This window comes from Aerococcus sanguinicola, from assembly GCF_001543145.1.
Lineage (GTDB): Bacteria > Bacillota > Bacilli > Lactobacillales > Aerococcaceae > Aerococcus > Aerococcus sanguinicola.
Map to the genome: position 1 here is coordinate 1,387,890 of NZ_CP014160.1, position 25,241 is coordinate 1,413,130.

Genomic DNA, 25,241 nt, shown 5'->3' on the forward strand with positions numbered 1-25,241 from the left:
TAATGGCTTATTTAAAATGGAAGAAGTAGGTCTTGGCTTTTCCTGATCCGTCTGGGAGGTCGTCGACTTCTTCGCCACCGAGCTTGGATTCAAGGACCATATCTTCGGCATCGCCATCTAGGACGATATCAAATTGGTAAGTCGGCAGGTCTGTGCCTTCTACTTTCTTAGCAATCAAAGTCTTAGCCTCTTCTTCGGAGACTTGTTGGATGAAGTGGTCATCTTGGCTTTCGTCTTCGAAGTAGATCCGGGTATAGAGAGGATAGGAGACCCCACTGGCATGGACAAAGGCGAGAATATGAGGAGATTGGGAGAATTCGGGATAGTCGTTTTCTAGGATAGCTCCAGGTTTAAAGGTTCTGAAGCTATAGGCCCCTCTTTCATCGGTAATGGTTCGCCCAAAGCCTACAAAGCTAGGATCATAGCCTTCCCGGTCCTTGAAGGCAGGGTGGTTGAAGACCCCCTCGGAATTGGCCTGCCAAATTTCAACAAGGACGTTAAATAGAGGCTTACCGTCTGAGCCAAAGAGATTCCCCTGGAGGATAATTTCTTGGCCTTGGCCACCGTCTTCGACGAGATCGTTAGTAATATGGTCATTGGCTTCATCTGCCACCAGTCCTAGACTGGCATAGGGCCCCACTGTTTGTTGGGGCGTTCGAATGGGGTCGAGGTGTTCTTGGTCTAGCTTAGTCATCGATTAAGTCCACTCCTTTATCTTTAAGGTCTTGGCGTTCTTCGTCACTGAGTTGGTGGCGGTTAGGCATGGTTGGGGAAGCACTTGAACCGCGGAGCACCATGTCGAATTGGGAGCCTAGGGCCCAGTCAGGTTCGGTGAAGTCGTGGTTGTAAGTTGCCACAACGCGCTTGCGCTCGTCTTCATCGAGATCGAGGTAAATCCCTTCGTCATAGTCTAGGAGAGGGTCCCCTTCGAAGTAGAGTTGGGTCACTAAACGGTCGGCGAGGGCAGGGCCCATCACAGAGAAGTGGATATGGGCCGGTCGCCATTGGTTGATATCGGGTTTCCAGGCATAGTTACCTGGTTTGATGGTGGTAAATTCGTAGTTGCCCTCTTCATCTGTGTAGGTCCAACCGCTCCCGATGAAGTTTGGATCGAGGGGCGCATCCCAAGAATCGAGCTTATGGATATAGCGGCCCGCTGCATTGGCTTGCCAAATTTCGATAAAGGCTTTAGGGACAGGGTTTCCATTCTCATCGAGGACGCGGCCTTTGACAATAATGCGTTGGCCAATAGCTTCATCGCCAGTGCCGGCATTTTTGGTGAGGTCATCATTTTTACCATACTTATCAACGAGGGCAGGGCCAGGACCCGGCTCAAAGAGGGGGAAGAAGGATTTGAATTCTGTTTCATCCATTTCGTGGCCGTGTTTTTTAATGTGTTCCCAGGCTTGGGCGTTCTTCAGGCTTTTGTTAGTCATCTAAGACGTCCTTTCTTTTGTGGGCTTTAAAATTAAATTAAAGGGTTGCCTGTATCCTAGCACAGCTAAAAATAAACATGCAAATAATAACAATCATGCAAATATCGTTAATTATCTTCTGATGATAGAGGAAAGTTAGTTTTTAAGCAAAAAGTCCTTTAAACTAGGATTTATAGTCTGGACTGATTATCAGTCGAAGCTTGCTTCAACGATTTCTGCAAACAATATTGTATTAGAAGAGATGGCCGGGTGGACAAGGGGGAGGTCATCAGGCATAATGGATCTTGATTGAAGGAGGCGTTTGCTATGAAGATTATCTTATCCCCAGCCAAAGAGCAGGATCTTTCTCATCTTCTAGCCGAGGATTGGGACCTGTCCGCTAAGAGTCAACAAATCGTTGACCAACTGCAAAGCCTGGAAGAAGGCGAGCTCCAAAAAGCGCTTAAACTGTCGGACAAGCAAGTCGGTCCGGTTCAGGAAATGATAGCAGCTTTTGACCAGAAGGCGACTTATCCAGCCATCCAGCTCTATCATGGACTGGCTTTTCGGCAATTTGACTTGGAGGATTTGACCGCCAGCCAGAAGGATTATCTCGCAGACCATGTCGTGATTCTGTCCGCTTTGTATGGTCCTATCAGCGCTTTTACTCCGATCAAGGCCTATCGTTTAGACTTTACCATGCCCTTGCGGATCGATGGTCAGTCCCTACGCCAATATTGGAAGGGAACTTTCGACCAGGTTTTCCATCCAGGCGAAGTGGTGGTTAATCTCGCAAGTCAAGAATATGCCAGCATGCTCCAAACTGATCGCTATGACTGGCTTGAGGTCGAATTCTGCCAATACCGCCAGGGCAAATTGAAGAAGGCCCCCTCAGCTACTGCCAAGAAATTACGGGGCAAGATGGCCAATGCTTTGGTCCACGACCAGGCAGAAAGCATCGAAGCGCTTAAAGCTTTTCAAGCAGAGGGCTTTACTTATGCCCCGTCAGCTTCTAAAGAAGGGTTTTTAGTCTTTATCCATGACGAGGAGGACCAGTCCTGATGAACTACCAGAATCCCTACCGGAAGAAAGTCAAGAACAGCCATCTCTTGCTAGTTTCCTGCCAGGTCTGCAAGGCAGATTTAGCGATTTACTATAAGGTGGGGCGGGGCAACCTGATCAAACTCCAGGTCCACCGCATCCACTCGGCTAACTTCCCCCTCCAGCCTTTAGCTAAGGCCTTGAATTGTCCGGAATGTGGGCAACAAGTCGCTTCCTTAGCAGATTACAAGGGGAAGCCCTGCTACTTTCTCTTCCGGTCTTTAACCACTAGCCGCCGTATCTCCAGCCACGACCTGGCTTAAGTATTCTTAATTACTCAGAATAGATTAAAAAGGACTGAGCAATTTGTCTCAGTCCTTTTTATTTGTGATTGAATTTTCAAATTGTTTTTCTTTTATTAAGTCCTCCACAAAAATACTGACAAATCTAACTTTTCGTCCGTCAAATCTTTCCCAAAAAGTGAAAATAATGGTAGACATGAATAGGGTATCAGGCATAAAATAGTTAAGTGATGAACATGTAACTGAGAATTAGAATCAATGAGAGGCGCTTATGTATTTAGCCATGTTAACAAAAGGAGAGACAGGAACGATCGCTCGTCTAGTCGGTTCCAAGCAAATTGTGAAACGTTTAACGGACCTGGGCTTCGTTCCCGGAGCTGAAATTACGGTACGAAACGAACTAGCGGGGGATTTGATTGTGGACTTGAAAGGGACCCGCCTGGCCTTGAATCGCTCCATGGCCATGCATATCCTGCTTCGCTAAAAGGAGAGAAAGTTAGAGATGAAGACCTTAGACCAAGTGACATTGGGAGAAAGCGTTCGGGTGAAGGGCGTACACGCTGAAGGGATCTTAAGGCGACGCCTACGGGATATGGGGCTGACCAAGGGGGCCCAAGTGACCCTGCGGAAGTTGGCTCCCCTTGGCGACCCTATGGAATTGACCGTTCGAGGTTATGAGTTGAGTTTGCGGAAGAAAGATGCCGCATGTGTTGAAGTGGAATAAGGAGTGAATGATGACGGTTAAATTGGCATTGGCCGGTAATCCGAATACCGGTAAGACAACCCTTTTTAATGCATTGACAGGATCGAATCAGAGAGTGGGCAACTGGCCGGGGGTAACGGTCGAGAAGAAAGGCGGAGCGCTCAAGGCCGATAGCTCGGTCTGGTTAGAGGATTTGCCGGGGATTTACTCCCTGTCTCCCTATACTTCGGAAGAGTTAATTTCTAGAAATTATATCTTGGAGGAAGACCCTGATCTAATCTTAAATATTGTGGATGCCTCCAGTCTGGAACGCAACCTCTACCTCACCACCCAATTGACAGAAGTAGGGATTCCGGTTGTCGTGGCCCTCAACATGATGGATATCGCGGAGAAACGCGGCATCCAAATCGATAGTCAAGGTCTCAGTGAGGCTCTGGGCTGTCCGGTAGCCCCTATTTCGGCCCTTAAATGGACCGGGGTCGCTAAATTGACGGAAGCAGCAATTGTCCGCGCTGAAGAAAACCTTCCTTACCAGCCCCCTAAAAAATACCCCCACCGGGTCGAAAAGGTGATTGGTGAGATTGCTGAGATTATAGACGGACAGGTGCCGGCTGACCGTTTGCGCTGGTATGCGATCAAGACTTTTGAACGCGATACAGAAGTGGTCGAAGGACTTGAACTATCCGAGGACCAAGCTAAGTCAATCGAGGCACTTATCGACCAGTTGGAGAATGCCTATGATGACGATTCAGAAGGGATTATGGCAACGAGCCGCTATGAATGGATTAGCCAGATGATTGCCGACTGTGTCCAGGAAGAAAGCCAAGAGGAGTTGAGCTTGACTGACCGGGTGGATGCCATCGTCACCAACCGCTTCCTGGCCTTGCCTATTTTTGCGGGCGTGATGTACTTAGTTTATTATCTGGCTGTTTCAACGATCGGTAAGCAAGGTACAGACTGGGTCAATGACCAGGTCTTTGGTGAATTTGTTCCTGAACACCTGGGCGGGCTCTTGGCGAATCTAGGCGTGTCGGATTGGTTGCAAGCCTTGATTATGGACGGGATTGTGGCTGGTGTGGGGGCTGTCCTAGGCTTCTTACCGCAAATGATGGTGCTCTTTATCTGCCTAGCCTTCTTGGAAGACTGCGGTTATATGGCCCGGATTGCCTTTGTCCTCGACCGGATCTTCCGTAAGTTCGGCTTATCCGGGAAGTCTTTCATTCCTATTTTAGTTTCGACCGGCTGCGGGGTCCCAGGCATCATGGCGGCGCGGACCATTGAAAATGACAATGACCGCCGCTTGACCATTATGACGACGACCTTTATCCCTTGTGGGGCTAAGTTGCCGATTATTGCTCTGATTACGGGGGCCTTCTTCCCCCATGCCGACTGGGTGGCCCTATCGACTTACTTTATGGGCATTGGCGCCATCGTTCTCTCAGGGATTATGCTCAAAAAGACCCGCTGGTTTGCGGGGGATCCGGCACCCTTTGTCATTGAACTGCCCAGCTACCACCTACCGAGCTTAAGCGGGGTCTTGCGGACAGTTTTTGAACGGACCAAGGCCTTCGTCAAAAAAGCCGGCACTATTGTCCTCTTGTCAACTGTGATGATTTGGGCCCTGCAAAGTTTCGACTGGCAGCTGAACTTGGTGGAAACCGGAGACTCTATCCTGGCGAGCCTGGGACGTGTCTTGGCCCCTCTCTTTGCGCCCTTAGGCTGGGGTGACTGGCGGGCTGCTGTGGCTTCAGTAACTGGTCTTTTAGCCAAAGAAAACTTGGTAGGGACTTTCGGCATCCTCTTTGGTTATGCGGAAGCTGCCGAAGATGGGGCTGAGTTCTGGCCTCAACTGTCCCAGGCCTTTACCCCGATTGCAGGCTATTCCCTGATGACCTTCAACTTGCTCTGCGTGCCTTGTATGGCAGCTGTGGGGGCCCTGCGCCGGGAGATGATGGACGATAAAATGACTCTTTTTGCGGTTATTTACCAGTGCCTCTTAGCCTACGGTGTCTCGTTGATGATCTACCAGTTCGGGACTTGGTGGACAACCGGTCACTTTGACGCTTGGACAGCCATTGCCTGCCTGACTTTAGCAGGTATGGTGTACATGGTCTTCTTCAAGCGCCCATACCAAGCCAAGCCTGCCTTGGCTCATCTAAGGAGGGTTTAAGATGGGGGATATTTTAGTGTTGCTGATCCTTATTCCGATCATATTTTATGCTGGTCGGGCCGTCTATCAAGAATTCCACGGCCAAGGCCCCTGTGCTGCCTGCGCCTTCAAGCAAGAAGGCTGTGCCGGCTCCTGTAAGCCGATCAAAAAGGCCAAAACTAGCGGTCAGACCTCTTACTATTGCAAGTTAAAATAGCTGAAGCTACAGACCCAAAATAAGTGAAGGAAGTACTTATATCCATCTATGAGCTGTATAGTTACAGAAGCATAAAAAATGCCAAGTCATTTAATCGACTTGGCATTTTTGTTTTTTAGATAGTTATCTATAGTTAAGTAGTAGTGGCTAATAATTAAAGTATTTTTTTCATTTAATAGTGAGCAGTAGTGGAGCTTTGAATTTGATCGTTAGCCATGAATAAGCAAGCAATGTGAATTACGGATAGTCGGCGCAAGCCGTTACTAGCCGTTTGAAGCTCGCTAGGCGAGAGACCTTGGCTCGAGCCGGTGCCATGGCTCTTTAACGATCAAATTCAAAAGCGCAACGGATGCTCACCAATACAATGTAAAAAAACATTTAATTAAGCTGGCTTTGGCGACCTTGCCAATAGGCGTAGAGCGTGCAGGCTGCTGCACAGAGTAGGGAAGGCAAGAACCATTCCAAACCATATTGGCTAAGGGGAAGCTGGCTGATAAAGTTTAAGACTGGCTCTAGCTTCAAGGCTTCGAAGTAACGGCCTAAGATGGCTAGGGCTTGGACTAAACCAATCAAGCCTGCACCGATGACCGCTCCGGTATAAGTGGTATTGTATTTAATATGACGGTCGAAGAGGGAGAAGATGATCAGGACCATCACGATCGGATAGATCAGGGTCAATACAAAGCTGGCGAAGTCAATAATCCGTGTTGTTCCTACTAAGGAAATCACGAATTCAATGGCCACACAGGTCAGTGTCACTGCCTGGTAGGTCCAGCGCCCCTTGGATTGACCCACGAAGAAGCTGGCACAGGCGGAGGTGATCCCTACGGCCGTAGTTAAGCAGGCCAGGGTCACGCAGATCCCCATGATGAGATTGCCATAGGGGCCGAGAATTTGCGCTACAGTGCCGGTGAAGACGACGGTCCGGTCATCCGCTATGGTAAAGAGGCTAGAGACCGTTGATCCCGCATAAGTGAGCGACAAGTAGACGACCGCTAAGAGGGCAAAGGCCACGATCCCAACTAGGACACCGGCCTTCATTTGAGTCTTCTTATCTGTATAGCCCCGTTGCTTCAGTTCAGACATGACCACGCTGGCAAGAATCGAAGCGGCTAGAGCATCCATGGTCTGGTAACCCTCCCTAAAGCCATAAGCGAAGGTATGGTCGATTTGACTAGCTGGGGGGGTACCCACGGGATTAATAATCGCTGAGATGACGAGAACCGTTAGAATGATAATAATAGCTGGTGTCAGGTACTTCCCAATATTGTTGATCACCTTACTTGGATTGAGGGCTAAATAGGCCGTCAAGGAGAAGAAGATCAAGGAAGTGATCCAAATTGGGGCGTCGGGCCAAAGCGATTGGACGAAGACCTCATGCGTTGTGGCCCCGGTCCGCGGTACGGAGAAGAGGGGGCCAATCAGAACGACTGAGATCCCGGCGAGGATAATTCCAAATTTAGGATGGACTCGCCGTCCTAAATCATCCGCCCGCCCCCCCAGGGCTATGGTCACGAGGACCCCGAGGATGGGGAAGAGAGGGTCTGACATCAGAAAACCAAAGGCAGCATTTACCCAATTCTCGCCGCCCAGAACTCCTAGATATGGCGGGAAGATCAAATTTCCAGCGCCAAAGAAGATGGCAAAGAGGGCGAAACCAATAATAATAATGTCTTTTGTTTTTATATTCATTATAACAATCTTTCTATTTTATGATGGTACCTATGATAACACAAAAAATAAACGAATGAGAGAGTTTTACCAAATTTATTTAGAAAATTTCCACAAATGATCAGTTTTGCTTATTTATTGTTTCAATTGTCCTTACAAATCGACAGTGATTGCTTTGGTGTTTGACTGGACGAGCTGTGGAAAAATGCGAACAAAATATGAGCCCTGAAGGCCTAAAGGGATCTGTGATTAGATCTTTCAGGAGTTTCAGGGCTTTAGGATGTTATGAGGGACTTACAAGAGGCTTTCAACATGTCGACGGAGTTTTTTTAGCGAGTGGCTAGGTTCGTAGCGGGCGACAACTTGGCCATTACGGTCAACCAGGAATTTGGTGAAATTCCACTTGATATCAGGATTCTGCTGGTAGTTTTTATCCTGAACTTTGAGCATAGCGGCGAGGGCCAAACCCTTAGCTGACTTACCGAAACCGTGGAAAGCTTGCTGGCTCTTAAGATAGCGATAGAGGTCTAATTGGTCGGGGCCATTGACCTTAGCCTTCTTCATTTGAGGAAATTCGGTTTGGTAGTTTAACTGGCAGAATGCTTGGATATCTTGGTCAGAACCTGGCGCCTGGTCTTTAAATTGATTGCAGGGGATATCAATAATCTCTAGTCCCTGGTCGTGATAGCTGTCGTAGAGCGCTTGAAGGTCCTTATACTGACTAGTAAAGCCACAGCGGGTAGCTGTATTGACGATTAAGAGGACCTTGCCTTTGAGATCTGCTAGGTCTAAGGTGCTCCCATCTGGACGCTCGACAGAATAATCATAAATGGTCATAGCTGTAATTCCTCCTCACTTATATTATAGAGCACTTGCTGGCTTTATAAAATGATCCGCTCATAATTTTAAAAACCGAATTTTTCATCTTCTTTGCGCAGAATTTCTTGGTAGGTCTCAGCAAGGACCATGGTTTCATCCACTAGGTCCTTGATGCGGAAGAGGACGTCATCATTGTGGATCTCGTCGATACCAAAGTCGCGGTCGTTGAGATAGACATAGCGAGGAGTCACATTAGCCTTCATATAATTGAGGATGGGCTTCAATTGAAGCTCTGGAATGAGGTAATGGCGGTTAGAGCCAGAAGAGGCGATGATGCCTACTGTTTTATGTTCCAAGCCTTTTTGGGGGAGGAGGTCAAAGACATTCTTCAGGCTGGCAGGGATGGAGGCTTGGAAGATGGGAGTGCCGATGAAGAGCACATCAGCATCCATGACGGAACGGGCAACCGTTTCGGTATCGCCCTTGTAGTCTAGAAAATTACGGCCATCCGCAAAGACCATGTCCAGGTCCTTGAGATTGAGATAGTTTAAGTCGTGGTCACTGTAATGGTCTTGGAGTTCTTGGTAGAGGGCTTTAGTGGCAATTTCTGTTTTGCGGCCCACATTGGAGCCGGAGAGTACGAGTATATTCATGCTTTATCCTTCCTTTTCACGGGTATATTTCTTGACGGTAGGGATGACTTTCTCACCTAGGAGGTCGATCATGCGGCGGATGTCGTCCATGGGAATGCCGCCAAAGTCGATTTGAGCGGTATAGCGTTGGTTGTTGAAGAGCTCATGCTGGTAGAGGATTTTATCGATGATAAGCTGGGGGTCGCCCACATTGAGGGAATCCCGGTAGTCCTTACCCTGGGCAAAGAGCCGCTTGTCAAAGCCAGTGCCATTAGCCTTGCGCATGCCTTCGTCCAAGTGTTTGTAGTAGTTCTTGAAGGCAGTGTCCTGGTCTTCGTGGATGTACATGAGGCCAGAAGTGGTCACGGGTATGGTTGCTTCGTCAAAGCCTTTCTCATGGAGGACGGACCGGTAAATATCAATGGAATGTTTGAAGTATTCGGAGGATCCGCCTAGGGTCGTAATATACATAGGGACGCCTTTAAGGCCGGCTTTGATAGCAGAATCTGCGGGGCCACCAACTGCCCGCCAGATGGGGAGGCCTTCTTTAGACCGGGGGAGGGCCCGGGCTTTATCCAGGCTAGGGCGGAATTGTCCTGACCAGGTGACCTCTTCTTCTTCGTTAATCTGGAGAAGGAGGTCTAATTTCTCTTCGTAGAGGGCTTCATAATCTTTGAAGTCATAGCCCAAAAGTTCAAACAGCCCGATGCGTGAGGCCCGGCCCGCAACAATTTCCATCCGCCCACCGGACAGTAAATCAATGGTCGCCGCATTCTCGTAGACGCGGACGGGGTCTGAGGTGGAAATAATGGTCGCCGCGGAGGCAATGCCAATCGTATTCGTTGCTTGGGCGATGGCAGAGAGGATGATCATATGAGCTTGGGAGATGAAGTATTCTTGGTGGGATTCTCCTAAGTGGAAGATATCCACCCCAGCATCTTCAGCTAACTGGGCCATCTCGATGAATTGTTGGAGCCGGTCTTCGGGACTGACCCAGTCTCCTGTATGGGGATTGGGCATATAGTCACCTAGGCTGTAGAGGCCGAATTCAAGGCCCTGGCTGCGGTCAATTTGTGGGATGATATGAGGATTGTTTGTCATTTTTATGCTCCTTTTTGTGTGTATTTCTTCACAACGGGTAGGACCTGCTCAGCGAAGAGGTCCAGGGTTTGTTTGATACTGTCCATACTTTGGCCGCCAAAGTCAATTTCACCATTGAAACGTTGCTGGCCAAAGAGCTCGTATTGCATGAGTAATTTATCGATAATGAGCTGGGGCTCACCGACCGTCGTGATGCTCTTAACCGACTGGCCCTGAGCAAAGGCCCGCTTGGAGAAGGGCTGGCCGTTGGTTTTCTTGAAGCCTGCTTTCAGGTGGGGCCAGAAGTCGCGGTAGGCCTGGTCTGTGCTTTCGCGCAGGAAGAGAAAGCCGCCCGTTTGCACGGGGAGTGTGCTCAGGTCATGGCCGTATTCTTCGGCGGCATCACGGAAGACCTGAATCCGCCGCGCATAGGTCTGGGCTGCCCCAGCTAGATGGGCTTGGTAGATGGGCATGCCCAGCTTGCCAGCTTCATAGGCCGAGGCATCCGAATTGCCGATGCCCCGGTAGATGGGTAGGCTGTCCGCTGCGAAAGTTTCCGGCAGGATGGCTTGGTCCTTAAGCTCAGGTCGGAAGTCGCCAGACCAAGTGATCCGATCCTTATGCCTCAATTCCCAGAGCAGGCGGATCTTCTCTTCGAAGAGGGCGTCGTAGTCCTTGTAGTCATAGCCAAAAAGGTCGAATGACCCCACGCGAGAGGCGCGGCCAGCGACAATTTCCATCCGTCCCTTAGAGATTAGGTCAATAGTCGCCGCATCTTCGTAGACCCGGACGGGATCGAGGACCGAGAGGGTAGTGACGGCTGAGCCAATCTTGATGGACTTTGTTTCCCTAGCAATGGCTGATAAGATAATGAGATTGGATTGGGAGACGAAATAATCTTGGTGGGATTCTCCGACCTGGAAGGCATCGAAGCCTGCATCTTCGGCTAATTTGGCGAGTTGAATGATTTCTTCAAGCCGTTCAGCTGCGCTTAGCTTCTTTCCACTATTTGGATGAGGCAGGTGGTCGCCCAGACTATAGAGGCCCAATTCGAGGCCAGCTTGTTTGGTCATCTGTATGCTCCTTTCGCTAAATGTTCACTCCCATTATAGGGGAATTTATTTCGAAAGTGAAACGAATAGTTTTGGCCGGAATGATTAGGGAATTGGCAAAGCTTTTGCTATAATAAAGAAAACGCTTAAAGGAGTGGTAAATAATGGATGCAACAGAAATTCTAAGAATACTCGAGGAGGATATGGGCGTTGGGATCTTCGCCACCGTCGATGCTGAGGGGAAACCGCATGCACGTCCCATCCATATTGGCTTAGCTAATGACAAGGGGATCTTCTTCATGACTAGTCCCAAGACGAAGTTTTACGAGCAGTTATCGGCTAATCCCAACCTAGCCATCGCGGCCTTCCAGACCGATGATTACTTAGTTCAAAGTATCCGCATTGAAGGCAAGGCCCGAGAAATTGGTCGCGATAAATTGGCAGAGATCTTATCTAATAACCCTTTCGTTGACCAGGTTTATCCTGATCAAACCGACCGCGACGATATCCAGGTCTTCCAGGTCTACGAAGGCCAAGGCTTCTATCATAGCCTGAGCCAAGGACACAAGTATGTCTTTGAACTTCCTGGCGATGGACCTGCCAGAGACCTCTAGGAGGTGGGGACGATGACCTCTTCCAACAAAAAGGGCTTGCAGGCCTGGCAGAGCTGGGCCATCATCTTGGCAGTCAGCGCAGGGATTTACTTCTTTCCCTGGCGACCTGGTGATTTAAGGCCGGAAGCCCTGCATATGCTGGCTATCTTTGTAGGGACTATCTTGGGGATCATCCTCAAGCCCCTACCCATGGGGGCAGTAGCTATGATTGGCTTGGCAGCAAGTCTTGTGACAGACACGGTGCCGAGTTCAGAGGCTTTTTCCGGTTTTTCATCTAAGAGTGTCTGGTTGGTGGTGATGGCCTTCTTTATCTCTAAGGCCATCATTAAGTCAGGGCTGGGCCAGCGGATGGCTTACCGCTTTATTCAAGTTTTTGGGAAAACAACCCTGGGCTTGACCTATGCTCTCTTAGGCGTAGACTTAGTGCTCGGTTCAGCCACACCGTCCTCTACGGCGCGAGCAGGAGGTGTCATGGCACCGATTGCCCAAGCATTGGCCCGGTCTTATGACTCTTATCCCCATGAGGCTTCCCGCAAGCGAATTGGGGCCTATCTAATGAATTGCCTCTACCACGGTGATTCGATTGTAGCCATCTTCTTTCTGACGGCAGGCGCGACCAAACCACTGGCCCAGGCCATTGCGGCTGATTTTGGGATTGAAATTACTTGGATGAACTGGTTCTTGGGGGCTCTGGTCCCCGGCGCTATCTCGCTTCTAATAGTTCCCTTAGCTTTTTTGCTCCTATCGCCACCGGAGCTCCGGGCCACTCCCCAGGCTGCACAGATGGCCCAGGAGGAATTGGAAGCCCAGGGGCCCTTATCCAGGGATGAGAAGTGGACAGGAGCGATTTTTGTCCTGGCTTTAGTGCTTTGGATAACGGGATCCTGGCACTTCCTGGATGCGACTTCAACGGCTGTATTAGCTGTGGCCTTCTTACTCCTTACAGGGGTCCTATCCTGGCAGGACATCTTAGGGGAGACGGGAGCTTGGAATACCTTGTCCTGGTTTGCGGTTCTGATGATGATGGCTGAGCAGTTGAACAGTCAAGGCTTTATTCCTTGGTTTAGTGAGCGTGTGGCAGGAGCTCTTGCTGGCTATTCCTGGCAGTGGGTCTTTGTGGCCCTCTGTCTCTTGTACTTCTACAGCCACTACTTCTTTGCCAGTCTGATTGCCCATGTGACCGCCATGTATCCGGCTTTCTTAGCCGTGGCCTTGGCTGCCGGAGCCCCTCCCCTCTATGCTGCCTTGATGCTAGCCTATGTCACGAATATTTGTGCCTCGACCACCCACTATGCCAGTGGGCCGGCTTCGATCATCTTTGCTACCGGTTATGTGACCCAGGGCGAGTGGTGGCGCAACGGAGCCGTGATGGGGGTTATTTACCTCCTCATTTGGCTTGGTATTGGGAGCCTATGCTTTAGCCTGATGGGGTGGCTTTAGTAAGTTGAAGCTTGAATGATTTAATAAGGAGGATACTGATGACACTTGACGACTATAAATTAACGGGGCAAGAGATTCATTTGGCCGATTATCCTTGCCATGTTTTATCAAAAGAAGATGATGAGAAGCTTAAGGACAGTCTTTATGAGGACCTGGTGCCTGATCTTGTGGACTGGCACAACCGGCTGACGGCAGAAGGGACGCGCGGCGTTTTGATCGTCCTCCAAGCCCTGGATGCAGCAGGCAAGGATGAGATAATCCGTTATATCTTCTCCACTTTACAGCCCCAGGCCCTTAAGGTGACTTCCTTTCAGAAGCCATCTGATAACGAGAAAGCCCATGACTATCTCTGGCGGATGCATGAGGGCTTGCCTGCGCGGGGAGAGATTGCCATTCTCAACCGGTCCTATTACGAAGATATTATTGCCCCTCAGATCCACCAGTCCTTAGATTCCGAGGAGCAACCGGAAGAAATTAAGGCTGACCCTGAACTGATCGAGAAGCGCTATGAACAAATCAAGGGCTTTGAGGACTATCTGACAGCTAATGGCTTTCCTGTTCTAAAACTCTTCTTCAATATGTCCAAGGATACCCAACGCGACCGCTTATTGGAGCGAATTGAGAATCCTAAGAAGAATTATGAATTTTCGCTCTCCGATATTGAAGACCGTAAGCAGTGGGACCACTACCAGGAAGTCTTTGAAGGCATGCTCAACCATACAGCAACGGCAACGGCCCCTTGGTATGTGCTGCCGGCTGACAACCCCTGGCTCTCGCGCCAGATAGCCACCCAGGCCCTGATCGAGATCTTAGCCCAATTGGATCCTCAATATCCAGAATTTTCGGAGGAGGAGCGAGCAGAAATCAAGAAAGTGGCGGACCAACTCCGCCGAGGCGAAATCTAATATAAGTACAATCATTGTATTTTTCAGGAAGAAAATTATGGAAACTGTTACATTTACTTTTACTTAGGCATAAGGCCTGGTAAAAGTTAAGAAAATTTAAACGTAATTGATTTTTAAAATCTATGAAAAGCCAATAATAAGGCCCTCATCTTTGAAATGGGGGTCTTATTTTGTTAGGGTGGAATTATGACTGTTACTAGAAAAACCAAAAACAGGGAGGAGAACGAATGAGTTCAGTAAAAATTCGCAATCTCACAAAAATATATGGAACGCGCGGCCAAATCGACCGGGCGAAAAAGATGCTTAATGAAGGAAAAACTAAGGAAGAAATTGTTAAAGCAACCGGTGCAACGGTTGGGGTCGACAATGCTTCCATGGATATCCATGAGGGGGAAACCTTCGTTATCATGGGGCTTTCTGGTTCAGGGAAGTCCACTCTCTTACGGATGATCAACCGTTTGATCGAACCAACTTCAGGTTCCGTTGAAATCGATGGGGACGATTTGACAAAAATTTCAGCAGAAGAATTGCGCGAAGTGCGTCGTAAGAAGGTCAGCATGGTCTTCCAAAACTTCGCCCTCTTCCCTCATATGACCCTCCAAGAAAATACTGAATACGGCTTGGCCGTCCAAGGTGTCGACAAGGAAGAACGTCGTAAGGTTGCTGAAAAAGCCCTTGCCAATGCGGGCTTAGCGGAATACAAGGACCAGTATCCTGACCAATTATCTGGTGGGATGCAGCAGCGGGTTGGTTTAGCTCGGGCCTTGGCCAATGACCCTGAAATTCTCTTGATGGATGAGGCCTTCTCAGCCTTGGACCCGCTCATTCGTCGCGATATGCAAGATGAACTCGTTGATCTCCAAGAACGGGTGAATAAGACCATTATCTTCATCACCCACGACTTGGATGAAGCCCTCCGTATCGGTGACCGGATCGCCTTAATGCGGAATGGTGAAGTCGTTCAAGTCGGAACCGGTGAAGAAATCTTAACGAATCCAGCCAACGACTATGTGGAACGCTTCGTTGAGAGTGTGGATCGTTCCAAGGTTATTACTGCTGAGAATGCCATGAAACGCCCTGAGTTCGTGATTAATATGGACCGCGAAGGCTTGCGTGTGGCCCTCAGACGGATGCAAGAGGAAGATATCTCACAAATTATGGTTCGGGACGATTCCCAACGCTTACGCGGTTACATCCACGATGGGGAAGCCTTAGCTTATATCCGCAAGCAAAACCAAGCAGGCAAAGACCTGAACCTAGAAGACATCCTGCATACCGACGTGCCTGTCATTGCGCCGGATGCCACCATCAATGAAACCTTCGATGCCTTACAAGGGGCGTCGCTACCGGTATCGGTTGTCGATGAGAATGGCCGTTGGTTAGGGATTATTAACCGCCGGATGATTATCGATATTCTCTCATCAAGTGACTATGAAGGAGGTCCAGTAGATGAATAAACTTGCCTTATTTCCCTTAGACCAACTCCCAGTGGCCGATTGGGTGGAAGGAGCGACTGAATGGATTACGAATACCTTTAGTGGTCTCTTCGATGTCCTCCAATCCCTCGGTTCTACTGTGATGGACGGCTTAACCGGCCTTTTGATGATGATTCCACCAGCTATCTTCATCATTGCCCTAGCTGTTCTAGCTTACTTTATTTCCCATAAGAGCTGGTCACTGCCAAGCTTTGTCCTGATTGGCTTAGGTTACATCCTCAACCAAGGACTCTGGTCTGACTTAATGAATACAGTTACCCTGGTCCTTGTATCCAGTCTGGTTTCAGTGGTGATTGGGGTACCTCTGGGGATCCTTGCGTCCAAGTATGATCCTGTACAAAAGGTTCTCAAACCTATCCTTGACTTCATGCAGACCATGCCGGCCTTCGTTTACCTCATCCCAGCTGTTGCCTTCTTCGGGATTGGGACTGTGCCAGGCGTCTTCGCCTCAGTAATCTTCGCCCTCCCACCAACCGTGCGGATGACTAATTTAGGGATCCGTCAAGTCCCTGAAGACCTGGATGAAGCAGCTGAAGCTTTCGGTTCGACCCCATCACAAAAGCTTTTCCAAGTGGAATTACCGATTGCTAAATCAACCATTATGGCAGGGGTTAACCAAACTGTAATGCTAGCCCTCTCCATGGTGGTAACGGGTTCCATGATCGGGGCACCTGGTCTCGGCCGGATCGTCCTATCTTCCTTACAGAGAGCCCAAGTGGGGACAGGCTTCGTGGCCGGTCTCGGGATTGTTATCCTGGCGATCATTATCGACCGCTTGACCCTCTTTGCAACTGAAGACAAGCGTAAATAAGAATAGGAGGCAGATACGATTATGAAGAAAATTATACTTGGCATCGTGGCTGTCCTAGGTCTTGTACTTAGCTTGGGCAGTCCAGGCGCCTTCCGTTCCTCACTCTTCTCTGGGGGCGGCTCTTCCAATGGCGAATCCATTACCCTCTCCTATGTCGAGTGGGATACAGAAGTGGCTTCAACTAATGTGATTGCTGAAGTCCTCCGCCGGGAAGGTTATGATGTGACCATTACCCCCCTAGACAATGCCATTATGTGGAGTGCTGTGGCAACTGGTGAAGCTGATGGGATGGTTGGGGCATGGCTCCCACAAACCCACGGCCCACAGTTCGACCAGTATGGCGACCAAATGGAAGACCTCGGTCCTAACCTTGAAGGGGCTAAGATCGGGATGGTTGTTCCTGAATATATGGATGTTAATAGCATTGAAGACCTTTCAAGCGAAGCTGATTCTGTCATTACCGGGATCGAGCCTGGTGCTAGGGTGGTTGCGGCGACAGAAGATGCTGTGGCCCAATACCCTAACCTATCCGATTGGACTGTTGAGACCTCTTCTTCCGGTGCCATGACCACTGCTTTAGGTCAAGCTATTTCGAACGAAGAAGAAATTGTCGTAACGGGTTGGTCCCCTCACTGGAAATTCCAAGCCTATGACTTGAAATATCTTGAAGATCCTAAGGGCGTCTATGGGGGCGAAGAAACGATCAATACCATGGTTCGCCAAGGTTTCAAGGGAGACCACCCACGGGCCTATCAAATTCTCGACCAATTCAATTGGAGCTTGGATGATATGGAAAGCGTCATGTTAGAAATCTCTAACGGAAAAGACCCACAACAAGCAGCGATTGAGTGGATCGACGCCAATCCAGATAAAGTGGAAGAATGGTTAGCAGAATAGAAAGCTTTAGCTATTCTATTAATTGTTTTTTACCGCTTAAGACTAACTGTCTCAAGACCTCTTAGCCTTTAAGAAGGAGTTAAAAAACAAGTCATGATGAAAAAAATACTATTAGCTTTAACCGCCTTGGTCGGCTTAGTCTTCACTTTGGGGAGTGAGGGGGCCTATGAGTCCTCGCTACTTAATGGTAATTTCTTTTCCGACAAAGAAGAATTAGAATTGGTCTATGTCCAATGGGATACGGAGATTGCTTCGACCCATGTCATCGCCAATGTCTTAGAAGAAGCAGGCTACCAAGTCAAGATGACCTCAGCTGATGTGCCTGTGATGTGGGCCTCTCTAGCTTCGGGTGATGTAGACGGCATGGTAGCTGCCTGGCTGCCGCAAACCCATGGCTCTTACTTTGAGGAGTTTGGCGACCAGATGGAAGATTTGGGCCCCAATCTCAGAGGAGCCAAGATTGGCTTAGTCGTTCCTGCTTATATGCCAGTCTCTAGCATTGCTGACTTAAGTTCTGAAGCTGGTTCAACCATTACCGGGATTGAACCAGGGACAGGAGCCGTAATGGCCGCAGAGCGAGCCTTGGAGACCTATCCTAATCTCAGCCAGTGGCAGATGGAAACGGCCTCAACAGGGGCGATGACGACAGCTCTTGGCCAGGCTATTGACCGGGAAGAGGAAATTGTCGTTACCGGTTGGTCGCCCCACTGGAAGTTCCAAAGCTATGACCTAAAATACTTGGAAGATCCAGAAGGGGTCTTCGGTGGTGAAGAGACCATCAATACTATGGTCCGCTTTGGCTTGGAAGAAGACCACCCGCGTGCCTATCAGATTCTGGATCGTTTCGAATGGGATCTGGAAGATATGGAGACCGTGATGCTGGATATTGCAGATGGGACAGACCCTAAGCAAGCAGCTAAGAAGTGGGTTGACGCTAACCGCGACAAGGTGGATGCTTGGTTAGCTGAATAAAGATGGGATTGTTGAGTATAGCTTATGCTCCTGCTCAGCTAAATTGCTTGACCAGTCTTATGGTGTCAGCAATCTAAAAAAATAAATAGATTAATGCAGCTACTAAAAAAATGCCTCAAGCGAAGGGAGTCCTTCGGCTTGAGGCATTTTTAATTTGATACTAATAAACTGCAATCGGTCCTGCTTCGCTTTCAATGACGCGGATGTTGGCGTCAAATATATCTTGGAGCTTCTGGGTCTGCATGACATCGCGGGGGGAGCCGAAGCTTGCGATCTGCCCCTTCTTCATAGCGCAGATGAAATCAGCGTAGCGAGCGGCGATATTGATGTCATGGAGGACAGTGATGATGGTCCGGTCCAGCTGGTTAACCACCTGGCGGAGGTGCATCATCATCTGGATAGAGCTCGCAATATCCAGGTTATTCAGGGGTTCGTCGAGGAGGACATAGGGGGTCTCTTGGGCTAGAACCATAGCTACATAGGCCCGCTGGCGTTGGCCACCAGACAGTTGGTCGAGATAGCGGTCGGCTAGCTTTTCTAGGCTGAGAAAGTGGATATAGTTATCCACAATTTCTAAGTCTTTCTCAGTGAGCCGTCCCTTGCTGTAGGGGAAGCGGCCAAAAGCCACCAATTGCTTGACTGTTAACCGAGTCATGAAGTGGTTTTCCTGGCGGAGGACGGCAATCTTTTTGGCCAAGTCCTGGCTTTTGCTTTCATCCATGGCTTGGCCTTCCAGGTAGACCCGGCCGCTATCCGCTTGGAGTAAGCGGCCAATCATCATCAGGCAGGTCGATTTGCCTGCACCATTGGGACCAACGAGGGCAGTAAAACTACCTTTAGGAATTTCGAGATCGAGGGGGCCGATTTTGACTTCATCGTTATAGGCTTTAGAGAGCCCTTCGAGTCGGATCATAGGGATTCTCCTTTCTTATTTCTGAGGAGGACGGTGAGGAAGCTGAGACCACCGAAGACCTCAATGATCACACCCACCACGCCCTGGGCATTGAAGACATGGTACATGAAGAAATAGGCACCTGTTAAGACAGCAAAGGCGACAACGATAGCCATCAGGAAGAGATAGCGGTGGTCGTAGGTCGGAACCAGCTGATAGCAGATATTGGCTACCAGGAAGCCAAAGAAGGACAGGGGACCAATCAAGGCAGTAGAAATGGCCATCAGGATAGCGACAAGGCTTAAAACAATGATAGCAATCTGCTTGGGATTGAGGCCGAGGTTCTTGGCAACATCCGTTCCTAGGGACATGATATCGAGCTTGGAGCTGAGAGCCAAAAGACCGGCGATAGCTAAGAGGCAGAGTGGAACGGCCAGGATGAATTGCTCGGCTTCCGCATGGTTAACGGAAGCGAAGAGCCGAGCCTGGAGGATATCGAACTCTGAGGGTGCTAGCATCCGGCGCATGAAAGTTGCCAGGGAGTTGAGCCCTGTGCCCAGCATCATCCCCACTAAGAGCATAATCTGCATATCCGCGTACTTACCTGTCAGCAACCAGCGGTAGAGGAGCAGGCTAGCTGACACCATGAGGACTAATTGGATGCAGAAGGCCGTTAGACCTGAGAATTGGACTAGGGATTGGACCCCGAGGAAGAAGACAATCGCGGTTTGAAGAGCTACATAAAGGGCTTCAAAACCAAGCAGGGAAGGGGTAATGATCCGGTTTTGGGTCAAAGACTGGAAGGCGACAGTCGCTGTGCCCTGGCAGAGGGCCACGATGATCATGGCGATGAGAGCGGTCAGCCGCCTTTGGATGACTGGGAAGAAAGAGGGGGAATCGATAGGAACAGGGTTATTGTAGAAGATGAGCCCCCCGCTGAAAGCGAGGCCCAGGCAGAAGATGACCCCAAAGAGGATCCAATAGCGGCGGCGGTCAGCTTCCTTGGTAAAGGCTGGAAAATAGAGAGGCTTTAATTTCATGCTTGATGCCTCCTTTGGTAGAGTAATAGGCTAATGAAGACGAAAGAACCCAGGGTCCCCAAGATCACAGAGACGGGCAGCTCGAAGGGAGCGATCAGCCAACGGGAGAGGATGTCACAGGCCATGATCAGGGCCATGCCCAAGAGGCTGACCCAGATTAGGTTGGACCGGACATCATCACCGCGAAATAGGGAAATGGTATTGGGAACGATGAGCCCAAGAAAGGGAAGGTAGCCGACGACGCTAGCGACAATGCCGACAGCTAGGGCGACGAGGGCAGTTCCTAGCAGGCTCACCTTTTGGTAGTCGACGCCGAGATTGGTTGCTACGTCGCGACCGAGGCCGGCAATGGTCAAACGGTCAGCAAGGAAGTAGATAGCTAGGGTAACCAGGATAATCAACCAGAGATACTCATAGCGTCCTTGCTGGATCGAGGCAAAAGACCCTGTAAACCAAATTTCTAGGGACTGGGTCATATTGAAGGCTAGACCAATAAAGGTTGAAATAGCGGAAACAACTGCTCCCAGCATGATCCCAATGAGGGGGACCAAAAGACCTGACTTCAAGCGGATGTTGCGCATAAAATAGAAAAAGACAAGAGTTCCTACAAAGGCTGCCATAATGGCAAAGCCCATCCGCAAGAAGAGGCTCGGTGAGGGAAAGAGCAAATAACAAAGGATCAGGCCAAGCCCCGCCCATTCAATGGTTCCAGTCGTCGTGGGTTCAACAAAGCGGTTTTGGCTCAAGAGCTGCATGACCAAACCGGACATGGACATGGCCGTTCCTGAAAGCATTAAGGCAAATGTTCTCGGAAAGCGCGTGATCCAGAGCATCTGCCAGCCCTCTTCATGGGCCTGGATATCATAAGCGCCAGTCCTAAGGGAGAGATAGGCGAGAAAGACGACTAGAAGGCCGAGGCCCAATAAGCCCCAGCGCCCCCTTAAGGCTTGCTGTAATTTCATTTTATAGGATGTTTTTGGCATGGGCTTGTCTCCTTTAGGCGGGGAAATACTAAAATTTGCTGCTTAGGCAATAAAAACTTAAATAACGAAAGAAACCGGCGACCAATTCAACGGAATGATCGTCGGTTTGTCATTGCCCACTCATTCACATTCATCTTAACAGAGAATGAACTGAATGGAAAATATCAGGACCTACTATTTACTCATCGCATCGGCAATGCGGTTGAAGATTTCAGTGAAGGTTTGGATAGATTCATTAGTATAAGTATCTTCTGGGGCGTAGACGATCTTTTGATCCTTCGACCAATTCAACGGAATGATCGTCGGTTTGTCATTGCCCACTCATTCACATTCATCTTAACAGAGAATGAACTGAATGGAAAATATCAGGACCTACTATTTACTCATCGCATCGGCAATGCGGTTGAAGATTTCAGTGAAGGTTTGGATAGATTCATTAGTATAAGTATCTTCTGGGGCGTAGACGATCTTTTGATCCTTAACGGCTGTCGTATTAGCCAGGGCTTTGGCATTTTCGAGCACATCTTTGGCTGGCTGAGATTTTTCACCAGGCTTAGAAATGGCTGCATCGCGGTCGAGAACCATGAGCCAGTCAGGGTTGCTTTCGGCAATGGCTTCTACGGAAACATCGTCCCCCTTGTGGTCAGAAGACTCATTAGCCACTTCGAGGGCTGGTTTCCAGTCGAAGATATCGTAGAGTGGGCCCCATACCCGGCCAAAGTGTGGCGCTGAGAAACCAATTTCGCCACCTGATACCACTAGGGACATCACTTTATCTTCGCCATTATAGGCTTCTTTAGCCCGCTTAATAGAGGCGTCAAATGCTTCGACATCTTTCTTAGCTTCGTCTTCTTTGTCGAAGATCTTGCCCAAGGCCAGGCTCGAATTCTTCAGGCCATCCACTAAGTCTTGGCCAGGGTGCTCGCTGTCTTCGCTCACATTAATGTCTAGGTTAATCACCGTGGCTTCTGGCACTAACTTCTTAATGTCATCATAGTAGTCTGCAAAACGTTGGCCCACAATCACTAGGTCGGGCTGTTCAGCAGCAATGATTTCTAAGTTAGGTTCTCGGTGGTTGCCGATGTTTTGTACGGAATCATCCTTAACGAAGGCGGAGCTTCCAGGCATGACATCTTTAGGTACGGCCACAGGTTTAATGCCCCATTCTTCTAAGCTTTGGAAGGTCCGGTTGTCTAAGGCAACCACTTTTTGTGGGTTCTTAGGCACTTCTACCTTACCTGTAGCATCCTGGATTTCAACGGTTTCTGCCTTAGCATCCGTTTTAGCACTTGTGCTTTCTTCCGTCTGGCTAGTCGCACTTTGGCTGCTTTCCGCTTGGCTGGACTGGCTAGATTGACCAGACTCTCCCTGGCTGCAGGCTCCGAGTGCCAACATAGACAAGGAGACAAGGGCAACTTTTAATGCTTTTTCTTTCATATCAATAACCTCTTCTTTGCTATTTTCGAAAACCTCGCTCGTAATTGAGAAAGGTTTTCAATTGACAACCTTATTGTAGCAGAGATTTTGTTTAAAAACTATAGAATTCAACAGATGGGAATGAGTCCAATTTAATCTGGCTTTATATAATTTAGAATCCATAAACTATAATCACTTTAAATATCTAGGATTGCTTCTGGATCATGCGCCGGTAGCGGTAGACAGAAGGCACTGAAACACCTAAAGCCTTGGCCACTTGGGGCACAGCTTCCTTGATCTTGAAGACGCCCTTGGCTTCCAAGCGGCGCATGATGTCGAGCTTGGCTTCTGGGCTTAGGTTGAGATTGGATTTGATTTGATCAGGGCCGATAATTTCAGTGATAATATCGTTTACATTTTCGGACAGGATCTCCGCGAAGTCGCTAGAAAAAGCTTCCTCTTTTTCAGCTAATTGGGCGGTCTTAATGGAGATGGGGAGCTTGAGTGTCTTAATAATATGGTCGGCCAGATCAAATTGTTTGGAATAATCCATATTGACACAAATCATCCCTTGGAGTTGGTTCTCATCATCCTTGATGAAGAAGGTTGAACCTTGGAGTATTTTTCCGGCCTTGGTTCGAGTCTTGTAGTTGACCAGGTAATCGCGCTGGCGGTAGTCTTCCTTTTCCATTAATTCGAGGGCGAACTTGGTGATGGGGGAGTCTTTGCTGCGTCCGCTCAATTCGCCGTTGACAATTTCTGCAATATACATGCGTTTACCATCATAAATATGGAGTACGACTTCGAATTGGTCGCCAAGGACCTCTCCCAAAAAATGTACCAGGGCTATATAATGCTTGAGTCGATCTTTATCCATTCATGGGCCTCCATTCACAAGGCGCTGCTAATTATCGATGCTTAAATTTAAATTCATTATAGCGCAAACGAAAAAAATAACAAAGTTCCGCTAGAGAATAAGAAGAAAAAAAGCTAGAGATGAGAGGGTGATGGGAAGAGGAATAAATCTTTATTATCTACCTTGAAAGCGTTGACCCTAATAATAATCATTGTTAAAGTTGATAACTGTAATGTGAAAGGACTTGCAGAAACAAAAATGTAAGCGCTATGAAAAATATAGATACAGAAAGAAGGAAGTAAAAATATGGATTTAATTATTGGAGTGGCTCTCCTGATCCTTGTCTTAGCCTTGTTTACGCTCTTTACCTTCAAAGCTCCTAAAGGTCGTGAAACCATGGGAGCGTTTGCGGATGCTTCGTGCGCAACCCTCTTGGTGGAAGCTTTCCTCAATTCCTTTGTGGGCAATATCTTCGATGCCGACTTCTTCAGTGAGGTCGGCATGGCGGCTGGTTCTATGGGTGGGGCCGCCGCAGCCTGCATGATTCCCCTTGCCTTAGGGGCTTCCCCAGTGGCCGCTATGCTCTGTGGGGCAGCTACTTTTGGCCTGGGAATTCTTCCCGGTCTGGTTGCCGGTTACACTTGCTACTGGATCCTTCAATATATTGAGAAGAAATTGCCTGCTGGACTGGACCTACTCGTGATGATTATTGTGGTAGCTCCTCTGGCACGTTTCATTGCGATCGCCAGCGAGCCAGTTGTTGAAGCTGCCCTCCTCAATATCGGTAAGAGTATTGAAGCTAGCTCCAATGCCGCGCCAGCTATCATGGGGATTATCGTTGGTGGGATCATGGCAGTGGTTTCTAGCTCGCCCATCTCATCTATGGCCCTATCTGCCATGCTCGGTCTGACTGGTCTACCAATGGGGGTAACGACCATGGCCGTCTTTGGCTCAGCCTTCGTTAACTGGATGACTTACCGCGAGTTGAAACTCGGGGGTCCACGTGAAAGCTTGGCTGTCTTCTTAGAAGCCAAGACCCAGGTTGACCTCACCTCAGCCAATCCGCTTCCAGTATATCTGGCTGACTTTATTGGGGGCGGCTTGTGCGGCCTTGTTGTAGCCCTTGCCGGTATGGTGAACGAAGCCTCTTCTACGGCTACACCATTCGCGGGCCTAGCCGTGATGTTCGCCTATAACCCCGCCATGAAGGTTGTCATTATGGCCGTTGCCTGTGCCGTTATTGGGTTAGTGACTGCCTTTGTTTCTGCCAAGTGCTTTAAGAATTATCCAATCAATCGTTTGGACGATATCCAAGAAGAAGCTGACTCTAAAGAAGCAGAGGGTGTCTCCTCAGAAGCCTACTATGCCCACCAAGCAAGCTAATAAAAAACTGTTTTTTTAAGGAAGTTAGGGAAGACCCTGCTTCCTTTTTTGCGTTAAAAGTCTCTGTTGAAAAGGGGAAATCGGGGCTTTTATACAATCTTAAAACAAAAAGAAGGCATCCATAAAGAAGTCCAAAAAAATTTCTCATTATATTTATCATTTTCTTTCTATTATATAGCTTTCGAAATGAGTGTTTACTAATCTTTATCTATTACCATTATGTCGCTTATTTATAGGGCTTAAATGATTTATCTGTTCACTAGATCAAGGAATCGTCTGAATTTTATCACATTTAAATTCTCATATTAAAGCGGGAAAAATTAATAAAAGTTTATCGTTGTAATAATAAATTATTTGTTTTGATGGCGCTTTCATGATAAGCTTTTATCAAGTTGTGAATGGGAAAGGAGGCCCAGGAAAATTCCTTTTAATCAGTAATGTAAGCGATTTATCAT

General features: G+C 48.6%; 24 protein-coding genes and 1 pseudogene. 13 read left to right on the top strand and 12 right to left on the bottom strand.

Features of this window, described 5'->3' with window-relative positions:
- Positions 1-7: 7 nt before the first annotated feature.
- Both pcaG and AWM72_RS06170 read right to left on the bottom strand, forming a co-directional pair.
- A complete protein-coding gene (pcaG, locus tag AWM72_RS06165) occupies positions 8-694 on the bottom strand; it encodes a protocatechuate 3,4-dioxygenase subunit alpha (protein ID WP_067974907.1) in 687 nt (228 codons plus the stop codon).
- Positions 687-1,436 carry a dioxygenase family protein gene (locus AWM72_RS06170; RefSeq protein ID WP_070486210.1) on the bottom strand — a complete coding sequence of 250 codons (750 nt, stop codon included), beginning with the start codon at positions 1,434-1,436 and terminating at the stop codon, positions 687-689. The genes pcaG and AWM72_RS06170 overlap by 8 nt, the downstream gene beginning before the upstream one ends.
- Positions 1,437-1,742: 306 nt before the next feature.
- Here AWM72_RS06170 and AWM72_RS06175 point away from each other — a divergent pair, with 306 nt between their 5' ends.
- The 6 genes from AWM72_RS06175 (at position 1,743) to AWM72_RS06200 (ending at position 5,827) form a co-directional block, all read left to right on the top strand.
- The gene (locus AWM72_RS06175) at positions 1,743-2,477 is read left to right on the top strand and encodes a YaaA family protein (RefSeq protein WP_067974909.1); all 735 of its coding nucleotides are present in this window, start codon (positions 1,743-1,745) and stop codon (positions 2,475-2,477) included.
- Positions 2,477-2,779 (top strand): hypothetical protein, encoded by a 303-nt coding sequence (locus AWM72_RS06180; RefSeq protein WP_067974915.1) that lies wholly within the window; start codon positions 2,477-2,479, stop codon positions 2,777-2,779. Before AWM72_RS06175 ends, AWM72_RS06180 begins: the two co-directional genes overlap by 1 nt.
- Positions 2,780-3,029: 250 nt before the next feature.
- Entirely contained in the window at positions 3,030-3,242 is a 213-nt protein-coding gene (locus tag AWM72_RS06185) for a FeoA family protein (RefSeq protein WP_067974918.1), read from the top strand.
- Positions 3,243-3,260: 18 nt separating this feature from the next.
- Positions 3,261-3,482 (top strand): FeoA family protein, encoded by a 222-nt coding sequence (locus AWM72_RS06190; RefSeq protein WP_067974923.1) that lies wholly within the window; start codon positions 3,261-3,263, stop codon positions 3,480-3,482.
- Between the two features lie 10 nt (positions 3,483-3,492).
- Positions 3,493-5,631: a ferrous iron transport protein B gene (gene feoB / locus AWM72_RS06195; RefSeq protein ID WP_067974925.1), complete on the top strand. Its 2,139-nt coding sequence runs from the start codon at positions 3,493-3,495 to the stop codon at positions 5,629-5,631.
- Position 5,632: 1 nt separating this feature from the next.
- Positions 5,633-5,827: a hypothetical protein gene (locus AWM72_RS06200; RefSeq protein WP_067974927.1), complete on the top strand. Its 195-nt coding sequence runs from the start codon at positions 5,633-5,635 to the stop codon at positions 5,825-5,827.
- A 378-nt stretch (positions 5,828-6,205) separates the two neighbouring features.
- On the opposite strand, the gene brnQ is transcribed toward AWM72_RS06200, so the two are convergent.
- The 5 genes from brnQ to AWM72_RS06225 all read right to left on the bottom strand — a co-directional run bounded on the left by brnQ (position 6,206) and on the right by AWM72_RS06225 (position 11,102).
- Positions 6,206-7,519: a branched-chain amino acid transport system II carrier protein gene (gene brnQ / locus AWM72_RS06205; RefSeq protein WP_067974930.1), complete on the bottom strand. Its 1,314-nt coding sequence runs from the start codon at positions 7,517-7,519 to the stop codon at positions 6,206-6,208.
- A gap of 273 nt (positions 7,520-7,792) precedes the next feature.
- Complete coding sequence (locus AWM72_RS06210; protein ID WP_067974933.1) at positions 7,793-8,335, bottom strand: glutathione peroxidase; 543 nt, start codon at positions 8,333-8,335, stop codon at positions 7,793-7,795.
- A 68-nt stretch (positions 8,336-8,403) separates the two neighbouring features.
- Positions 8,404-8,970, bottom strand: coding sequence for an NADPH-dependent FMN reductase (locus AWM72_RS06215; protein WP_067974936.1), 567 nt, complete (start codon positions 8,968-8,970; stop codon positions 8,404-8,406).
- 3 nt (positions 8,971-8,973) lie between these two features.
- Entirely contained in the window at positions 8,974-10,050 is a 1,077-nt protein-coding gene (locus AWM72_RS06220; protein ID WP_067974938.1) for an LLM class flavin-dependent oxidoreductase, read from the bottom strand.
- Positions 10,051-10,052: 2 nt separating this feature from the next.
- A complete protein-coding gene (locus AWM72_RS06225; protein ID WP_067974940.1) occupies positions 10,053-11,102 on the bottom strand; it encodes an LLM class flavin-dependent oxidoreductase in 1,050 nt (349 codons plus the stop codon).
- Positions 11,103-11,245: 143 nt separating this feature from the next.
- On the opposite strand from AWM72_RS06225, the gene AWM72_RS06230 reads away from it, so the two are divergent.
- The 6 genes and pseudogenes from AWM72_RS06230 to AWM72_RS06260 all read left to right on the top strand — a co-directional run bounded on the left by AWM72_RS06230 (position 11,246) and on the right by AWM72_RS06260 (position 18,216).
- Positions 11,246-11,695: a pyridoxamine 5'-phosphate oxidase family protein gene (locus AWM72_RS06230; protein WP_067974942.1), complete on the top strand. Its 450-nt coding sequence runs from the start codon at positions 11,246-11,248 to the stop codon at positions 11,693-11,695.
- Between the two features lie 12 nt (positions 11,696-11,707).
- Positions 11,708-13,135, top strand: a complete 1,428-nt coding sequence (locus tag AWM72_RS06235) for a DASS family sodium-coupled anion symporter (RefSeq protein WP_067974945.1) — start codon at positions 11,708-11,710, stop codon at positions 13,133-13,135.
- Between the two features lie 38 nt (positions 13,136-13,173).
- Positions 13,174-14,040 carry a PPK2 family polyphosphate kinase gene (locus tag AWM72_RS06240; RefSeq protein ID WP_067974947.1) on the top strand — a complete coding sequence of 289 codons (867 nt, stop codon included), beginning with the start codon at positions 13,174-13,176 and terminating at the stop codon, positions 14,038-14,040.
- A 227-nt stretch (positions 14,041-14,267) separates the two neighbouring features.
- Positions 14,268-15,497, top strand: a complete 1,230-nt coding sequence (locus AWM72_RS06245) for a quaternary amine ABC transporter ATP-binding protein (RefSeq protein WP_067974949.1) — start codon at positions 14,268-14,270, stop codon at positions 15,495-15,497.
- A pseudogene (locus AWM72_RS09575) lies at positions 15,490-17,244 on the top strand (ABC transporter permease/substrate binding protein). Before AWM72_RS06245 ends, AWM72_RS09575 begins: the two are co-directional and overlap by 8 nt.
- A 93-nt stretch (positions 17,245-17,337) precedes the next feature.
- Positions 17,338-18,216, top strand: a complete 879-nt coding sequence (locus AWM72_RS06260) for a glycine betaine ABC transporter substrate-binding protein (RefSeq protein WP_067974962.1) — start codon at positions 17,338-17,340, stop codon at positions 18,214-18,216.
- Between the two features lie 160 nt (positions 18,217-18,376).
- Here AWM72_RS06260 and AWM72_RS06265 read toward each other — a convergent pair whose 3' ends face one another.
- The 5 genes from AWM72_RS06265 to AWM72_RS06285 all read right to left on the bottom strand — a co-directional run bounded on the left by AWM72_RS06265 (position 18,377) and on the right by AWM72_RS06285 (position 23,424).
- On the bottom strand, positions 18,377-19,129 hold the full coding sequence (locus tag AWM72_RS06265) for an iron ABC transporter ATP-binding protein (RefSeq protein ID WP_067974965.1): 753 nt from the start codon (positions 19,127-19,129) through the stop codon (positions 18,377-18,379).
- On the bottom strand, positions 19,126-20,148 hold the full coding sequence (locus AWM72_RS06270; protein WP_101603914.1) for an iron chelate uptake ABC transporter family permease subunit: 1,023 nt from the start codon (positions 20,146-20,148) through the stop codon (positions 19,126-19,128). Before AWM72_RS06270 ends, AWM72_RS06265 begins: the two co-directional genes overlap by 4 nt.
- Positions 20,145-21,131, bottom strand: coding sequence for an ABC transporter permease (locus tag AWM72_RS06275; RefSeq protein ID WP_067974968.1), 987 nt, complete (start codon positions 21,129-21,131; stop codon positions 20,145-20,147). Before AWM72_RS06275 ends, AWM72_RS06270 begins: the two co-directional genes overlap by 4 nt.
- 375 nt (positions 21,132-21,506) lie before the next feature.
- A complete protein-coding gene (locus tag AWM72_RS06280) occupies positions 21,507-22,568 on the bottom strand; it encodes a siderophore ABC transporter substrate-binding protein (protein ID WP_067974971.1) in 1,062 nt (353 codons plus the stop codon).
- Positions 22,569-22,752: 184 nt separating this feature from the next.
- The gene (locus AWM72_RS06285; protein WP_067974975.1) at positions 22,753-23,424 is read right to left on the bottom strand and encodes a helix-turn-helix transcriptional regulator; all 672 of its coding nucleotides are present in this window, start codon (positions 23,422-23,424) and stop codon (positions 22,753-22,755) included.
- A gap of 285 nt (positions 23,425-23,709) precedes the next feature.
- Here AWM72_RS06285 and AWM72_RS06290 point away from each other — a divergent pair, with 285 nt between their 5' ends.
- On the top strand, positions 23,710-24,786 hold the full coding sequence (locus AWM72_RS06290) for a PTS sugar transporter subunit IIC (RefSeq protein ID WP_067974979.1): 1,077 nt from the start codon (positions 23,710-23,712) through the stop codon (positions 24,784-24,786).
- Positions 24,787-25,241 lie beyond the last annotated feature (455 nt).

Coding starts and splice junctions, on each gene's coding strand:
- AWM72_RS06240 (WP_067974947.1), top strand. CDS start 13,174: ATGACACTTGACGACTATAAATTAACGGGGCAAGAGATTCATTTGGCC.
- AWM72_RS06245 (WP_067974949.1), top strand. CDS start 14,268: ATGAGTTCAGTAAAAATTCGCAATCTCACAAAAATATATGGAACGCGC.
- AWM72_RS06280 (WP_067974971.1), bottom strand. CDS start 22,568: ATGAAAGAAAAAGCATTAAAAGTTGCCCTTGTCTCCTTGTCTATGTTG.
- AWM72_RS06275 (WP_067974968.1), bottom strand. CDS start 21,131: ATGCCAAAAACATCCTATAAAATGAAATTACAGCAAGCCTTAAGGGGG.
- AWM72_RS06270 (WP_101603914.1), bottom strand. CDS start 20,148: ATGAAATTAAAGCCTCTCTATTTTCCAGCCTTTACCAAGGAAGCTGAC.
- AWM72_RS06235 (WP_067974945.1), top strand. CDS start 11,708: ATGACCTCTTCCAACAAAAAGGGCTTGCAGGCCTGGCAGAGCTGGGCC.
- feoB (WP_067974925.1), top strand. CDS start 3,493: ATGACGGTTAAATTGGCATTGGCCGGTAATCCGAATACCGGTAAGACA.
- AWM72_RS06190 (WP_067974923.1), top strand. CDS start 3,261: ATGAAGACCTTAGACCAAGTGACATTGGGAGAAAGCGTTCGGGTGAAG.
- AWM72_RS06285 (WP_067974975.1), bottom strand. CDS start 23,424: ATGGATAAAGATCGACTCAAGCATTATATAGCCCTGGTACATTTTTTG.
- AWM72_RS06225 (WP_067974940.1), bottom strand. CDS start 11,102: ATGACCAAACAAGCTGGCCTCGAATTGGGCCTCTATAGTCTGGGCGAC.
- pcaG (WP_067974907.1), bottom strand. CDS start 694: ATGACTAAGCTAGACCAAGAACACCTCGACCCCATTCGAACGCCCCAA.
- AWM72_RS06185 (WP_067974918.1), top strand. CDS start 3,030: ATGTATTTAGCCATGTTAACAAAAGGAGAGACAGGAACGATCGCTCGT.
- AWM72_RS06170 (WP_070486210.1), bottom strand. CDS start 1,436: ATGACTAACAAAAGCCTGAAGAACGCCCAAGCCTGGGAACACATTAAA.
- AWM72_RS06230 (WP_067974942.1), top strand. CDS start 11,246: ATGGATGCAACAGAAATTCTAAGAATACTCGAGGAGGATATGGGCGTT.
- AWM72_RS06290 (WP_067974979.1), top strand. CDS start 23,710: ATGGATTTAATTATTGGAGTGGCTCTCCTGATCCTTGTCTTAGCCTTG.
- AWM72_RS06200 (WP_067974927.1), top strand. CDS start 5,633: ATGGGGGATATTTTAGTGTTGCTGATCCTTATTCCGATCATATTTTAT.
- AWM72_RS06265 (WP_067974965.1), bottom strand. CDS start 19,129: ATGATCCGACTCGAAGGGCTCTCTAAAGCCTATAACGATGAAGTCAAA.
- AWM72_RS06220 (WP_067974938.1), bottom strand. CDS start 10,050: ATGACAAACAATCCTCATATCATCCCACAAATTGACCGCAGCCAGGGC.
- AWM72_RS06260 (WP_067974962.1), top strand. CDS start 17,338: ATGATGAAAAAAATACTATTAGCTTTAACCGCCTTGGTCGGCTTAGTC.
- AWM72_RS06210 (WP_067974933.1), bottom strand. CDS start 8,335: ATGACCATTTATGATTATTCTGTCGAGCGTCCAGATGGGAGCACCTTA.
- brnQ (WP_067974930.1), bottom strand. CDS start 7,519: ATGAATATAAAAACAAAAGACATTATTATTATTGGTTTCGCCCTCTTT.
- AWM72_RS06215 (WP_067974936.1), bottom strand. CDS start 8,970: ATGAATATACTCGTACTCTCCGGCTCCAATGTGGGCCGCAAAACAGAA.
- AWM72_RS06180 (WP_067974915.1), top strand. CDS start 2,477: ATGAACTACCAGAATCCCTACCGGAAGAAAGTCAAGAACAGCCATCTC.
- AWM72_RS06175 (WP_067974909.1), top strand. CDS start 1,743: ATGAAGATTATCTTATCCCCAGCCAAAGAGCAGGATCTTTCTCATCTT.